Here is a 13,737-nt window from a genome sequence, read left to right as displayed (position 1 = left end):
TCTCCCGGCGTAGCGGGGGCCTCTGGCAGCCCGTCAACGCCGGAGCGCCTCGGCTTGCTTCACGCGTTCGACGAGCACGTCCTTCACGTTCTCGCGCGGGACGGCCAGCGACACCGCAAGCTCGTCGCACAGCAGGCCTTCCGCCAGGTCGAAGTACTTCTTGTCCGTGGCGGTGATGCGGCGGCCCGAATCGACGCGCCGCACGCTGCGCTCGTGGACGGACTTCATGATGGGAATCAGATCCTCGGGCGCGAACGTCCTGAGGCGCTTGTCGTATTCTTCCTTCATGCGGCGCTCCAGCAGGGTGGGCGTGGGCGCGTCGGGCTTGAGGGCGTTCTCGTCGATGGTGTCGGCGTCCACGATGGAGTCTATCAGGGCGAGCGCCTTGCGTTTCGACATGACCGGGCGCAGGTTGTCGGGCGTGGCCTCGTCCACGGCAACGAACAGCTTGAGCGAGTTCTCGAACAGCGCGCGCAGCTCGAGGTAGTCCTTGCCTTCGAAGTAGTTCTCGCGCAGGGCGGCAACTTCGCAGACATGATGACGGTAGACGACCGTATCTCCGCATGCGTACATGGCAACCTCCGATGATGGGTGGGAACGGTAGGCGCGGTTCAGTCGCGTCGCGGTGACGTCGCAGAATCAGCGCTTTCATTGTACCACTTCGCGGGAAGCGTGCGCGCATCCCGCTTCGGCGAGCGGCGGAGCCCGGCTCCGTCCAGATACGGGTAGCGGCTGACGCGCTGTCGCTCGGAACGGACGATTCTGCGGGAAAAGCGTCCGCTTCGGGGACAGCGCGCTCCCGCGGGCCACGGCCTCTGCAGGAGCGCGGCAAAGCCTGCGCGCTACGCGAACAGCTCGGCTGCCTTCTCCATGCGCTCGGCTATCGGCACGCCGAAGGGGCAGCGCGGCTCGCAGGCGGCGCAGGCCGTGCAGTCGTCGGCGGTCGCGTCGAGCGCACGGTAGTGCTCGCGGATCGAGGCAGGCACCTCGCTTTGCATGACAGCCAGGTCGTAGAACTTGTTGACGGCGGCGATATCGATGCCGGCCGTGCAGGGCGCGCAGTGGCCGCAGTAGGTGCACTGGCCGAAGTAGGCGTGCTTCGGCGCTCCCGCCAGCACGCTCGCGTAGTCCTTCTGCGCTTCGGTCGCCGTTTCGTAGGCCACGGCGTCGTCGACGTGCGCCGGCTCGTCGAAGCCCGCCAGGATGCTAGCCGCGGCGGGGCGGGTGAGCGCGTAATGGATGCACTGCACGGGCGTCATCGCCACGCCGAACGGAGACGCCTCGGCGCTGAACAGGCGTCCGCCGGCATACCCCTTCATCACCGTAAGGCCCACGCCCTCGCGTTCGCACAGCGCGTACAGCTCGGCGCGGGCGGGATCCATGCCTTCGAGCGCGTCGTCGTAGGCGAACGTGAACGCGTCGTCGAGGCTGGCCGTGGCGGGAAGCAGGTCGAAGGCCGGGTTCACGCTGAACATGACGGCTTCGATCTCGCCGGACAGCGCGGCTCGCTTCGCCACCTTGGGCGCGTGGGTGGACAGCCCGATGTGCCCGACGACGCCGGCGGCTTTGAGCGTGCGCACGTATTCGATGAACTCCCCGGCCATGATGCCCTCGTACTCGTCGACGTCGTCGACGTAGTGGATCATGCCCAGCTCCACGTGGTCGGTGCCGAGGCGCGCGAGCAGGTCCTCGAACGCGGGACGCACGAGATCCATGTCGCGCGTGCGCACGTACTGGCCGTCTTGCCAGGTGGAGCCGATGTGGCCCTGGATGATCCAGCGGTCGCGCGTGCCGGCCAGCGCAGCTCCGAGGTTGCTGCGCACCTCGGGTCCCGCCATCCAGCAGTCGAGGATGTTGATGCCCGCCTCCTCGCAGCGCTCGACCACGGCGCGCACCTCGGCGGCCGATTTCTTTTCCATCCATTCGGCTCCGAAGCCGATCTCGCTGACTTCGAGCCCCGTCCTGCCCAGTTCGCGGTAGCGCATACAAACCCCTCTCGCGATAGTCCTTCGCGTTCGCATGCAGCACGCTTCCGTACTGCTTCTTGGAGCGAACTCTAATCCAAGTTTTTTCTTCTTACGCCTTCCCGCAGCTGGGGCAGAGGTCGCAGAGGAAACATGTCGCGCACTTCGGGTTGCGGGCGATGCACGTTTCGCGGCCGAACAGCACCCATTGGTGGTTGATGGGACCCCAGTATTCGCGCGGGTACAGCTTGAGCAGGGCGGCCTCGGTCTTCGCTGGCGTGTCGGCCGAGGGGCCGGCGAACTTCAACCGATGCGCGATGCGGAACACGTGCGTGTCCACCGCGATGCCTTCCACGATGCCGAACGCCTCGTTGAGCACGACGTTCGCCGTCTTGCGCCCCACGCCCGGCAGCTTCTGCAGCTCGTCTATGTCGCGCGGGATCTCGCCGCCGTAGTCGGCCACTACCATCTGAGCGCACTTGATGACGTTCGCCGCCTTCGTATGGAAGAAGCCGATGGTGCGGATGATGCCTTCAACGTCGCGGACGTCGGCCGCTGCGAGGTCCGCGGGCGTGGGGTAGCGCTCCCACAGCGCGGGCGTGACCTTGTTCACGCCTTTGTCGGTGGTTTGGGCGCTCAGCAGCACGGCGATGGTCAAGCGGAACGGGTCGCCCCAGTAGTGCAGCGCGCACTCGGCGGCGGGGTAATGCTCGTTCATGCGCTCCGCCACCGCGAGGGCGCGCTGGCGTTTGGCGGTCATGGTCTCGCGTGGCATAGGATCTCCTCGGGATGCGGTTTTAGCGAAACTCCTCCCAGTATAATGAAGTTCTTCGTCCGTGTCCCGCTTTCGAGGACGGCGAACGGCGGATGCGCGCCGCGATTGCCGTTCGCCGTCCGATTGCTGGTACCGCTCTTGCCGTCGGCGTCGTGGGGCTAGCCCTCGTGCACGATGCGGCCGTCGGAGATCGTGTAGCGCACGGTGCTGTCGGAGATCTTCTTCGGGTCGCAGGTCAGGATGTTCTGGTCGAGCACCGCGAGGTCGGCCTTCTTCCCGACCTCGATGGTTCCCACGAGGTCCTCCATGAAGTTCTCGAACGCGACGTTCTTCGTGTAGGCTTCCAGGGCCTGGTACGGCGTGATGGCTTGCTCGGGCCAGCGATGCATATCGGTGTCCTCTTCGCCGGGATAGGGGCTGTTGCGCGTGACGGCGACCTCGATCTCCTCCAGGGGCGCGAACGGGGTGACCGGGCCGTCGCTGGCGCCGCTCACGATGCAGCCGGCTTCCAGCATGTTCTTGACCGGGTACATGGCCATCGCGCGCTCTTCTCCGATGTAGGCGATCTCGAGCTCGCACAGCGGGTCGCGGTACATCCACAGGAACTGCAGCGCGCTGATGACCCCGAGGTCGGCGATCCTCTTGATGTCCTCGTCGGCCACGGCGCACACATGGGTCATGGTGTAGCGGCGGTCGGCGCGCTCGCCGTTCTCCTTGATCGCGTTCTCGAAGGCGTTCAGCGTGTTGCGGACGGCGCCGTCGCCGATGGCGTGGACGTGCACCTGCACGCCCGCCTTGTCGAGGGCGGCCACCATGGCGTCGAACTCCTGCTGATCCCATTCGGATTCGCCGTACCAGTCCGATCCCTTGCCGGCGGCTTCGTTGTACGGTTCCAGCATGACGGCGCTGCCGCCTTCGGTGACGCCGTCAGAGAACATCTTCGCGGTGCCGGTGGATATCATCTCGCTGTCGTAGCGTGCAAGGCCCTTCACCGTTTTGACCGCTTCGCTCGGATCGGTGCCGGGGATGATGGTGGGCAGGATCCTCATGCGCAGGTTGAGTTCGCCGGCCTTTTCCAGCTCGGAGAAGAAGCGCGCGTCCACGGCGGAGAGGTTCGTGATGCCGGTCAGGCCGAAGCGCGACGCGTCCTCCTGGTACTTCGCGATGGCCTGCTCGTACTCTTCGTCGGTGTGCTCGGACACGACGAGGGCGGACACTTCGGTGGCGGCGCCGTCGATGAGGTATCCGGTGGGTTCTCCGTTCTCGTCTCTGGTGATGATGCCGCCGAGCGGGTCGGGCGTGTCGCGCGTGATGTTCGCCATCTCGAGCGCCTTGCTGTTGACCCAGGCGGAGTGGTGCGAGACGTCCAAAAGCAGGATGGGCTTGTCGGGGCAGATCTCGTCGAGCAGCTTCTTGTTCGGCCCGGGGTTGCTGCCGTCCTCCAGCTGGAACGCGTTCACCATGAACGGGTTGCCCGTGTACGCCTCGCGTTCGGGATGCGCCGCGACGAAGTCGGAGATGATCTTCACGTACTCGTCGACGGTGGTCGCGTCGCCGAGGTATATGTCGTAGAGCTTGGTGACCCAGTCTCCCGGGGCGTGGATGTGGCCGTCCATGAAGCCGGGCACCACCATGCCGCCTTCGAGGTCGATCACCTTCGTGCCGCTTCCCGCGAAGGCCTCGAGCCCCGCCTCGTCGCCGACGTAGACGATCTCGTTGCCGTCGACGGCCAAGGCTTCGGCGACGTCGTTCTCGGACGTCATGGTTTGGATCGTGCCGCCGCGAAACGCGAGGGTGGCCGTTTTCTGCTGGGCGCCGGCGCCTCCCTCCGCCTCGTCCGTTTGCGCTTCGCTGTTTTCGCTTCCGCAGCCCGAAAGCGCCGGCAAGATGAAGAGCGTGGCCGCTCCCGTCGCGCCGATTTTGACGAACTTCCTGCGGGACAACGTGTTCGATGGTTGGTTCGTGTCCATGGCGTGCTGCTCCCTTCCTCGTGCGGCGGGTCGTGTCGACCGCGTTCCAGCCGCTTCCTGACGCAGGTATACAGGCGGATTCGCCCTGTCCGGAAGTCCTATTTGCGTTTATACGAGGCGAACGGCTCCTATACCCGAAATAACCCCGGGTTGGTATTGCGCTTCGAGCGGCGGAGCCGTACCCTGGCGAGCTTAGGGGAGTCTTCGCCAGCGCGAATGACGGAGGGTGGTTCCGATGACGTATCCGGTATTCCTGTACAACATGCTCCTTGCGGCGACGTACGTTGTTCTTGCGGTCGTGTTCTTCTGGCTGCACCGTTCGCGGTCCAGCCGTCTGGCGTGGTGGCTCATGATCCTGTTCGCCTGCTCGTTCGTGGATAACGGAACTTATTTCATGAAAGAAGTGTTCACGGCGCTAGGCCATCCCGATCCTCTGTTCGCGACGTTCTACCAGGCTGCGGAAGCCCTGTTCATAGCCTGCTACCCCTTCATCATCCGCATGATCAGCGGTTGCTTTTACGATGATATGCCGTCGAAGCGATCGATGGTCGTGCTCGGCGCGGCTTGCGCCGTCGCGACGGCGCTCGGCGTCGCGCCCGTCGTGCCTTACTCGGTGTTCGGCACGGTGTACCCCCTTCTGTACGCGTGGGTGTTCCTGCGGCTGATTCCCAAGATGGACGGCGTTTGGCCGAAGGCGGTGGTCGTCTCGCTGGTGGTGCTGCACGTGGTCGACGCGGCATGTCGCGTGCTGGGGGTGGAGGCCGTCCTGTTCTGGGAGAACCGCGACCTTCTGGTGGAAACGTGCTGGGCGATCTACGTCGGATGCGCCGTCTATATCGCGTGGACGCTGCTGCACACGGTGGAACAGCCGTACCTGCCGAACGTCGACATGTCGTTCCGGCGTTTCCTCGACGCTTACGGTCTGAGCGGCCGCGAGGGCGAGATCGTGAAGCTGCTCATGGAGGGCGAGACGAACCAGGGCATCTGCAACAAGCTGTACATCGCGGCGGGCACGGTGAAGGCGCACAACCACAGCATTTACAAGAAGCTGGGGATAGAGAACCGCTCGCAGGTTTTGCTCAAGTACACCGATTATCTGGAGCGTAGCGCCCAGGAAGCGCGATTGTTCTGCTGAGCGCTGGCGGTTCCCCGTCCCCTTGTGGTTTCTCCTTCATGGTGCGCTGTCGGGCGTCGCGCGAGAGCTTATCGGATGGTAGAATCGGCAGCGCCGTCCGCGCGTGCGCGCAGACGGCGACCAGAAACCTTGCATAAAGCCGCCGATCGCGGCTTTTCGTGCTGTTCGCATACGGAAGAGGACGCGCCATGCTCATCGATTCATTGACGTTCACCCTGGAGAAATCGGGCTGCCTCGACGCGTTCTGGGGCAAGCTGGACGCGGGCGAGGACGGCACGCTGGGCGTGGCCTCGTCGGCGCGTCCGTTCCTCGTGGCGGCGCGGTTCGCGCACAAGCCGCAGCCGACGCTCGTCGTGGTGGCGGGCGAGGACGCGGCCGTGGCGTTCTCGCGCAGCCTGGCGGCCTACCTGGGCGACGAGCGCGTCATGCGCTTTCCCGAGCGCAGCGACTACCCCTTCGTGCCGAAGCCCAGCGACCCTGCGCAGGTTGCACGGCGCATGGAGGCCGTGCACGCGCTGGCCAGCGGCCGCGAGGTCGTGGTGGTGGCCAGCGCCCGCGCGCTCGTGCGCGCGCTGCCGCCGGCGGGCTCCGACGTGCACGTGCCGGTGGCGCTTTCGGTGGGCCGCGAGCTGGCGGCCATGCCCGGCGCCCAGGCGGCGAGCGTCACGGAGTTCGAGGACTTTGCCCATGCGCTGGAGGAGCGCGGCTACCGGAACACCGGCGAGCTGGACGGCCCCGGCACCTTCGCCGTGCGCGGCGGCACGATCGACGTGTTCCCCGGCAACCTCGTGTACCCGGTGCGGCTGGACTTCTTCGGCGACGAGCTGGAGGAGATCCGCCGCATCGTGCCCACCACCGGGCAGACCATCCAGGCGCTGCCGGATGTGAGCATCTACCCCGTGGTGGAGTTCTCGTGCTCCAAGCGGGGGCTCGCCCGCGCGCGCCAGAAGCTGGAGCGACCGGCCGCGACGAACCCCGTGCTGCGCGACGTGCTGGAGAAGCTGGACGGCGGCCTGCGCTTCGACGGTTCCGACATGCTGCTGCCGTACCTGTACGCGACCACGTCCACGTTGGGCGATTACGTGCGCCCCGGCGCGCTGAGCGTGCTTTTGGAGCCGCGCTCGCTGTTCGACGACATGAGCCACGCCTACGACGACGCGGCGGGACGCGCGAAGGGGTCGAGCATCCCCGTGGACGGGCTGTACGCCGAGCCCGGCTCCGTGAGCTTCGGCGAGGGGCAGCGCGCAACCTACGTGTCCATCATGCGCGTGGGCGGGCACGTGGACGACGAGCTGCCGGTGAAGCGCGTGGAGGTGGCGGGGCATCCCGACAAGCTGTTCGGTCGGCTGCGCAGCCTCGTGGACACCGACTACACGGTGGTGTTCAGCGCGTCGAACTTCCGTGCGCGCCAGGACATGAAGCTGGCTTTCGTCGACCACGGTCTGCCGATCCAAGAGACGCTGGACGCGGAAGAGGACGCCGACGAACTGGAAGGTATCGCCAAGCGCCGTCTGCGGCGGGGCGTGGTGAACGTGGTGGACGTGGACGTCCCCCTGGGCATGATCATCCCGAAGGCGAAGCTGGCCATCGTGAGCCTGGCGGACACGCAGGGGGCGTCCACGTCGCGGCCGTCGCGCCACGTGGACATCACCGAGATCACCTTCCCCTACCAGCCGGGCGACTACGTGGTGCACGCCGCGCACGGCGTGGCCTACTTCAAGGAGCTGGTCCGCCGCGACGTGGACGGCACCGCGCGCGACTACTTGCTGCTGGAGTACTCCGAGGGCGACAAGCTGTACGTGCCGGTGGAGCAGCTCGACCGCGTGACGCGCTACGTGGGGCCGGAGGGCGCGAGCCCGCGCCTCACGCGCCTGAACACGGCCGACTGGTCGCGAGCGCTGGCCAAGGCGCGCAAGGCCACGAAGAAGCTGGCGTTCGACCTGGTGGACGTGTACGCGCGCCGCGCGTCCGTGCAAGGCTATCGCTTCGGGCCCGACACCGCGGCCCAACGCGAGATGGAGGAGGCGTTCCCCTACCAGGAGACGCCCGACCAGCTGGCCGCCATCGCGGACGTGAAGGCCGACATGCAGTCGGCGAAGCCCATGGACCGCCTCGTCTGCGGCGACGTGGGCTTCGGCAAGACCGAGGTGGCCCTGCGCGCCGCGTTCAAGGCGACGCAGGACTCCAAGCAGGTGATGGTGCTGTGCCCCACCACCATCCTCGCGCAGCAGCACTACACCAACTTCAAGGAGCGCTGCGAGCCGTTCGGCGTGCGCGTGGAGGTGCTCTCGCGCTTCCGCACGCCCGCGCAGCAGGCCGCCGCCCTCAAGGGCTTCCAGGAAGGTGACGTGGACGTGCTGGTGGGCACGCACCGTTTGCTGTCGCGCGATGTGAACCCTCACGATCTGGGGCTGGTCATCATCGACGAGGAGCAGCGCTTCGGCGTGGGCCACAAGGAGCAGATGAAGAACCTGCGCGAGTCCATCGACGTGCTCACGCTGTCGGCCACGCCCATCCCTCGCACCATGCAGATGTCGCTGTCGGGCGTGCGCGACATGAGCCTCATCCTCACGCCGCCCGACGAGCGCCGTCCCGTGGAAGTGCACGTGGGCGAGTGGGATCCCGACGTGGTGAGCGGCGCTATCAGGCGCGAGCTGGCGCGCGGCGGCCAGGTGTACTACGTGTCGAACCGCGTGCGCTCCATGGAGGAGGCGGTGCGGCGCGTCACCGCGGCCGCGGGCGAGGCGCGCGTGGGCGTGGCGCACGGGCAGATGTCGAAGGAGCAGCTGGAGCGCGTGATGGAGGACTTCAGCGCCGGCGAGCTGGACGTGCTGGTGGCCACCACCATCATCGAGAGCGGCATCGACAACCCGCACACGAACACGCTCATCATCGAGGACTCGCAGCGCTACGGATTGGCGCAGATGTACCAGCTGAAGGGCCGCGTGGGCCGCTCGTGCACGCAGGCGTACGCCTACTTCATGTTCCCCGAGCACATGGAGCTCACCGAGGAGGCGGCCGCGCGCCTGACCGCGCTGAACGAGCACACCGACCTCGGCAGCGGCATGCGCATCGCCATGCGCGATTTGGAGATCCGCGGCGCGGGCAGCCTGCTGGGCGCCGAGCAGTCGGGCAACATGTCCGCAGTGGGCTTCGACCTGTTCGCGCAGATGCTGAACCAGGCCGTGAGCGCCACGCGCGAAGGCGACCTCAAGGCCATGGACGCGCTGCCGCCCGCGCTCAGCGATATCACGGTGAACGTGCCGGGGCACACCTACCTGCCCGAAGAGTACGTGCCGGACGCCGACGAACGCGTGCTGTGGTATCGCAGGATAGCCTCGGCCGCCACCGAGCAGGCCGTGGAGGACGTGCGTGCCGACTTGGCCGACAAGCGCCCCGACATGCCGCAGGCGGCGAAGAACCTGTTGGAGAAAGCGCGCATCAAGGCCTACGCCAACGAGCACCATATCAAGACCGTGTCGGTGACGGCGGGCAAGCTGGTGGTGGAGCCCGTCGACGTGCCCCGCGACAAGATGACGGGCCTGCGCCGCGCCGGCGGGCGCTACCTGGCCGACAAGCGCAAGCTGTCGCTGCCGCTGCGCTACTTCAAGCTGGACGAAGGCGACAACCTCCTGGCCCCCGTAGCCGAGTTCCTAGAAGAGCTGGCGAAATGAGGGAAGGGATCGCTGAGGGCGCGGCGGTGTTTCGGCGGCGGCATCTGAAGGGCGTCGTGTGCGCGCTCGTGGGCGCGGGGCTGTGGGGCTTCTCAGGCGCGTGCGCCCAGTTCCTGCTGGCGAACTACGACATAACGCCCTCGTTCATCACGGCCGTGCGCATGCTGGGTGCCGGGGCGGTGTTCCTCCTAGTGCTGCTCGTGCGCAACCGCGCGCAGCTTGCGGCTATGCTGGGCGACCGGCGCACGCTCGGTCAGCTGGCCGTGTTCGGCGGCGTGGGGCTGTTCCTGTGCCAGATCACGTACACCATCGTGATCGGCTACACGAACGCGGGCACCGCAACCGTGCTGCAAACCACCGGCATCGCCTTCGTCATGCTGTTCACCTGCGTGCTCACTCGACGGATGCCGCGGGGGCGCGAGGTGACTGGGCTTGCGGCCGCCGTCATCGCCACCTGGCTCATCGCCACGCAAGGTGACCCCAGCGCGCTGTACCTGCCGCCCATGGGCCTAGCGTGGGGTATCGCGAACGGGCTGTCGGTGGCGTTCTACATCATGTATCCGAAGAAGCTGTTCGCCCGTTGGGGAAGCTTCGCGGTCACGGGCATCGGCATGTTCATCGGCGGTATCGTGGCCGCAGCGGTGTACTTCGGCGGCGTGGCGCTTGGCGAGCCGCTCGCGCTGCCGGCGCTCGATGCTGCAGGCGCGGCCGTGTTCGCAGCGTTCGTGCTAGTGGGCACGTTCGCGGCGTTCGCGCTGTACCTACACGGCGTGTCGGTGGTGGGGTCGGTGCAGGGAAGCCTGCTGGGCGCTGTCGAGCCGGTCAGCGCCACGCTGTTCGCCACGCTGTGGCTAGGCACCGCGTTCACCGGCGCCGACCTGGCGGGGTGCGCGCTCATGATCGCGATGATTTTCCTGGTGACAGGGGAGAAGCCGAACGTCCGGCAAGACGGCGCGCAGGCGACCGAAGAGAGTCACTCAGCGAAGTCGTAGTGCTTTCGGTAGTACACGTACGAGGCGACGATGCTCGCGCCGGCTGCCGCCAAGAGGATGGCCACCATGGCGGGCATGACCAGGTTCATGGGCAGTGCGAGCCCGGCTACGACGGTCAGCACGCCCGAGGCGATCATCGCGTACCCGCCGAAACGCTGCGATTTGCGCCACACCTCGTCGTTGCTCAGGCTCCAGGGCGTGCGAAGGCCGAAGGCTTCGTTTCGATCGGATTTCGGCATGATGTTGCCGCAGATGACGAAGGCGATGCCCGCGACGAGGGCGGCGCCTCTTCCCACGTTGAGGTCGAGTGCTGCGAACGGCGAGCCGCTGCTGGAGAGCCCGTCCGCGAATACGAACAGCGAGAACACCGCCATCAGGGCCAAGAGCACGACATCGGCCTTCAAGAGCTTGTCGCCGTCGTGCGCGTCGCTTCGCTTCGCGATGAACGGAAGCCCCAGGCCGAACGCGAGCGCCAGCGCGGGAAACCATAGATGCTCGTACTTGCTTCCGATGCGGTCCGCCTCGCCGCTCGCGCCGAAATGCACGGCGACCTGGTCGGGCGCGAGCACGAGAAACGCCGCGTCCACGACGAGGTTGAGGACGATCAGAGCGTAGATAACCTTACGGATGTTCTTCATTCTGCCTGCTCCTTCAAATTCGCGATCCAAAGCAGCGTCTCTTCCAGCACGGTCGCCTTCAACTCGTAGAAGATGTACTTGCCCTCGCGGTAGTCGCGCACGAGGCCGGCGTTCTTGAGCACCGAAAGGTGCCGCGACACAGCGGGTGCGGAGATGTCGAACAAGTCGGCGATGTCGCCGGCCGGCATGCGTTCGTGCTTGAGGTGCTCGAGGATATCCCTCCTCACTGGGTCGGACAGCGCTTTCAACGTCTCCTGGATGCCCATCGTCCTTCTCCGCAACATTTAACAATATGGTTAAATATAGCGCTTTGCAGCTGGAAGGGCAAGCGGGGAGCGGGGCGTGTCGGTTGCTGGGCTCAAAACGGCGCCCATGACAGTTTCGAAGCGCATCTCCTTGGCGTTGCGTCATCTGGTATGAGCAAAGCCCCAGATGGCGAAAAACCAGCGTACCTCTTCTTCGGTCAAACCGGCCCTCGTAGTGTCATGGGAGTCGATTTGCGTCCAAACCTCGAGATGCTCTCGGTAGCCGACGCACGCTTTCCAATCGGATTTCACATCGGCACAATGGCTCGCGGCACGCCGGCGAAGGGCGCCACGCGTTTCGCGACCGTCTTCGTTTTGTGCGCGTTCGCCTGGACGACATTTTCTCGGACGCCGTCTTTGCTACGATGATCGGGATCGATCGGGCCGGATTCGATGCTGCGCGAACTTGCGCCGCTTTTGCTCTATCGGCCCGGGATATGACGAGGAAGGATGCGCGATGGGTTTGTTCATGACGCTTGAGGGGCTGACGGAGGAGGACGCCGTGCGGCTCGCGAGCGAAGAGGCCGTGCCGGCGGATCGCCTGCGGGTGTTCGACCTGCACTGCGACACGCTCGACCGGCTGGCGTTCCACGGCGACGCGTCGGTGCCGGGCGGCTTCGCCGCGCACGACGCGCGCATCCCCGCGCACCGCATGGCCACGCTCGCCGACAACGATGCCCATGTCTCGCTTGCGCGTACGGAAGGGTTCGCCTGGTGCCAGTGCTTCGCGGCGTTCATCCCCGACGAGGTGCGCGGCGACGAGGCCTGGGCTCTGTTCCGGCGCGTGCAGTCCGTGCTGGAGCGCGAGCTGGAACGCTGCGGCGATAAGCTGGCGCAAGCGCGCACGATGGCCGAAGTCGACGCCGCTCTCGCCGCGGGCAAGACCGCGGCCGTGCTCACCGTGGAAGGCGCGTCGTTCCTCGAAGACGACGGGCAGGCCGAAAGCCGCCTTGACGCGCTGGCCGACGCGGGCGTGCGCATGGTGACGCTCACCTGGAACGGACCGAACGCGCTGGGCAGCGGCAACGACACGAGCCACGGGCTGACCGGCTTCGGCCGCTCATGCGTGGGCGAGCTGGAGCGCCGCGGCATCGTCGTGGACGTGTCGCACCTCAACGACGCGGGGTTCAAGGATGTGTGCGCAACGGCGAGGCGCCCTTTCGCCGCCTCGCACTCGAACGCGCGCGCCGTGTGCGGGCATCCGCGCAACCTGGCCGACTGGCAGCTGCGCGAGCTGGCCGATTGCGGCGGCATCGCGGGGCTCAACTTCTGCACGCAGTTCCTGACCGATCGCCTGGCCGATCCGACGCGCGACGACGTGTTGCGTCACGTCGACCATGTGTTGGAGACGGCGGGCGAGGACGTGCTGGCGTTGGGCAGCGACTACGATGGCTGCGACGTGCCCAGCTGGCTGGAACCGTGCGACCGCATCGGCGCGCTGCACGAGCTGCTGGCTTGCGAGTTCGGCCGCGACATCGCCGACAAGGTGTTCTTCCGGAACGCGCGCGATTTCTTCGAGCGGGTCGAGTCCGTATAGCGGCCCCTGTCATCCTGAGCGTAGGCGCGCAGCGCCGAAGTCGAAGGATCCCGTGCGGCGATAGCTGGAAGTCTCACGGTTGGCGCCGCGCGCGATCCTTCGACTGCGCTTCCTGCGGTCGCTCCGCTCAGGATGACAGGCTGTTGCGCTCGCGCTCGCTCAGGATGACAAGCCGGCAGCGCGTGACGGGGAGCGGCATGATGGTTTCGTGAACCCTCTTTACGAGTCTGATTTCGTACTTATACTTTCTCGAGTACGAAATCAGACTCGTTAAGGAGCGAAGCGAGACATGGATACGCGCAACGACCGTGCGAATCGGAAATACAACAACCTGTTCAGGCTCGAGAACGAGCTGTACCACGACATAGCCGTGAAGATGGGACTGTCCGACAGCGCTTTCGGTATCCTGTACTGGCTCGACGATTTGGGCGACGGCTGTCTGCAGCGGGACGTGTGCGTGGCGTCGGGCCTGACTAAGCAGACGGTGAACTCGTCGGTGCATAAGCTCGAGCGCACGGGCTTCGTGGAGCTTCGGGTGGAGCAGGGGCGCGGCACGCACCTGCACCTTACCGAGGCTGGTCGCGCGTTGGTGGAGGAGCGCGTCCGGCCGGTGGCGGAAGCCGAGACGGCCGCGTTCGTTGCGATGGGCTCGCGGGACAGCGAAGAGCTGCTGCGGCTGACCCATCTGCATCTTGAGCTCCTGCGCGAGCAGGTGGAAGCTCTGCCGTACCCGGACGGACGGTGATC

General features: G+C 66.3%; 11 protein-coding genes. 5 read left to right on the top strand and 6 right to left on the bottom strand.

Features of this window, described 5'->3' with window-relative positions; genetic code table 11:
- Positions 1-33: 33 nt before the first annotated feature.
- The 4 genes from GT590_RS06455 to GT590_RS06440 form a co-directional block, all read right to left on the bottom strand.
- Entirely contained in the window at positions 34-573 is a 540-nt protein-coding gene (locus tag GT590_RS06455) for a CarD family transcriptional regulator (protein WP_009608338.1), read from the bottom strand.
- Positions 574-842: 269 nt separating this feature from the next.
- Positions 843-1,985 carry an aldo/keto reductase gene (locus GT590_RS06450; protein ID WP_161170964.1) on the bottom strand — a complete coding sequence of 381 codons (1,143 nt, stop codon included), beginning with the start codon at positions 1,983-1,985 and terminating at the stop codon, positions 843-845.
- 91 nt (positions 1,986-2,076) lie between these two features.
- Positions 2,077-2,739, bottom strand: a complete 663-nt coding sequence (gene nth, locus GT590_RS06445) for an endonuclease III (protein WP_009304585.1) — start codon at positions 2,737-2,739, stop codon at positions 2,077-2,079.
- Between the two features lie 158 nt (positions 2,740-2,897).
- Positions 2,898-4,709, bottom strand: coding sequence for an amidohydrolase (locus tag GT590_RS06440; RefSeq protein ID WP_021410817.1), 1,812 nt, complete (start codon positions 4,707-4,709; stop codon positions 2,898-2,900).
- A gap of 235 nt (positions 4,710-4,944) precedes the next feature.
- Here GT590_RS06440 and GT590_RS06435 point away from each other — a divergent pair, with 235 nt between their 5' ends.
- The 3 genes from GT590_RS06435 (at position 4,945) to GT590_RS06425 (ending at position 10,510) form a co-directional block, all read left to right on the top strand.
- On the top strand, positions 4,945-5,844 hold the full coding sequence (locus tag GT590_RS06435; protein ID WP_114516286.1) for a helix-turn-helix transcriptional regulator: 900 nt from the start codon (positions 4,945-4,947) through the stop codon (positions 5,842-5,844).
- Positions 5,845-6,032: 188 nt separating this feature from the next.
- Positions 6,033-9,518, top strand: a complete 3,486-nt coding sequence (mfd, locus tag GT590_RS06430; protein ID WP_114519631.1) for a transcription-repair coupling factor — start codon at positions 6,033-6,035, stop codon at positions 9,516-9,518.
- Positions 9,515-10,510 (top strand): DMT family transporter, encoded by a 996-nt coding sequence (locus GT590_RS06425; protein ID WP_009608339.1) that lies wholly within the window; start codon positions 9,515-9,517, stop codon positions 10,508-10,510. The genes mfd and GT590_RS06425 overlap by 4 nt, the downstream gene beginning before the upstream one ends.
- Here the strand turns inward: GT590_RS06425 and GT590_RS06420 are convergent.
- Together GT590_RS06420 and GT590_RS06415 are read right to left on the bottom strand one after the other, a co-directional pair.
- Positions 10,492-11,148, bottom strand: coding sequence for an SdpI family protein (locus GT590_RS06420; protein WP_009304580.1), 657 nt, complete (start codon positions 11,146-11,148; stop codon positions 10,492-10,494). The genes GT590_RS06425 and GT590_RS06420 overlap by 19 nt on opposite strands.
- The gene (locus GT590_RS06415) at positions 11,145-11,414 is read right to left on the bottom strand and encodes an autorepressor SdpR family transcription factor (RefSeq protein WP_009608321.1); all 270 of its coding nucleotides are present in this window, start codon (positions 11,412-11,414) and stop codon (positions 11,145-11,147) included. The genes GT590_RS06420 and GT590_RS06415 overlap by 4 nt, the downstream gene beginning before the upstream one ends.
- Before the next feature lie 496 nt (positions 11,415-11,910).
- Here GT590_RS06415 and GT590_RS06410 point away from each other — a divergent pair, with 496 nt between their 5' ends.
- Together GT590_RS06410 and GT590_RS06405 are read left to right on the top strand one after the other, a co-directional pair.
- Complete coding sequence (locus GT590_RS06410) at positions 11,911-12,990, top strand: dipeptidase (protein WP_009608384.1); 1,080 nt, start codon at positions 11,911-11,913, stop codon at positions 12,988-12,990.
- 289 nt (positions 12,991-13,279) lie between these two features.
- A complete protein-coding gene (locus GT590_RS06405; RefSeq protein WP_009304577.1) occupies positions 13,280-13,735 on the top strand; it encodes a MarR family winged helix-turn-helix transcriptional regulator in 456 nt (151 codons plus the stop codon).
- Positions 13,736-13,737: the final 2 nt, after the last annotated feature.

The sequence above is a fragment of the Eggerthella sp. BIOML-A1 genome (genome assembly GCF_009875595.1).
Classification (GTDB): Bacteria; Actinomycetota; Coriobacteriia; order Coriobacteriales; family Eggerthellaceae; genus Eggerthella; species Eggerthella lenta.
This window is presented reverse-complemented; position numbering and strand designations above follow the sequence as displayed.

What these genes read in the sequence shown, in the direction of transcription:
- GT590_RS06410 (WP_009608384.1), top strand. Translation starts at nt 11,911, where the DNA reads ATGGGTTTGTTCATGACGCTTGAGGGGCTGACGGAGGAGGACGCCGTG.
- GT590_RS06455 (WP_009608338.1), bottom strand. Translation starts at nt 573, where the DNA reads ATGTACGCATGCGGAGATACGGTCGTCTACCGTCATCATGTCTGCGAA.
- mfd (WP_114519631.1), top strand. Translation starts at nt 6,033, where the DNA reads ATGCTCATCGATTCATTGACGTTCACCCTGGAGAAATCGGGCTGCCTC.
- GT590_RS06440 (WP_021410817.1), bottom strand. Translation starts at nt 4,709, where the DNA reads ATGGACACGAACCAACCATCGAACACGTTGTCCCGCAGGAAGTTCGTC.
- GT590_RS06415 (WP_009608321.1), bottom strand. Translation starts at nt 11,414, where the DNA reads ATGGGCATCCAGGAGACGTTGAAAGCGCTGTCCGACCCAGTGAGGAGG.
- GT590_RS06435 (WP_114516286.1), top strand. Translation starts at nt 4,945, where the DNA reads ATGACGTATCCGGTATTCCTGTACAACATGCTCCTTGCGGCGACGTAC.
- nth (WP_009304585.1), bottom strand. Translation starts at nt 2,739, where the DNA reads ATGCCACGCGAGACCATGACCGCCAAACGCCAGCGCGCCCTCGCGGTG.
- GT590_RS06425 (WP_009608339.1), top strand. Translation starts at nt 9,515, where the DNA reads ATGAGGGAAGGGATCGCTGAGGGCGCGGCGGTGTTTCGGCGGCGGCAT.
- GT590_RS06450 (WP_161170964.1), bottom strand. Translation starts at nt 1,985, where the DNA reads ATGCGCTACCGCGAACTGGGCAGGACGGGGCTCGAAGTCAGCGAGATC.
- GT590_RS06405 (WP_009304577.1), top strand. Translation starts at nt 13,280, where the DNA reads ATGGATACGCGCAACGACCGTGCGAATCGGAAATACAACAACCTGTTC.
- GT590_RS06420 (WP_009304580.1), bottom strand. Translation starts at nt 11,148, where the DNA reads ATGAAGAACATCCGTAAGGTTATCTACGCTCTGATCGTCCTCAACCTC.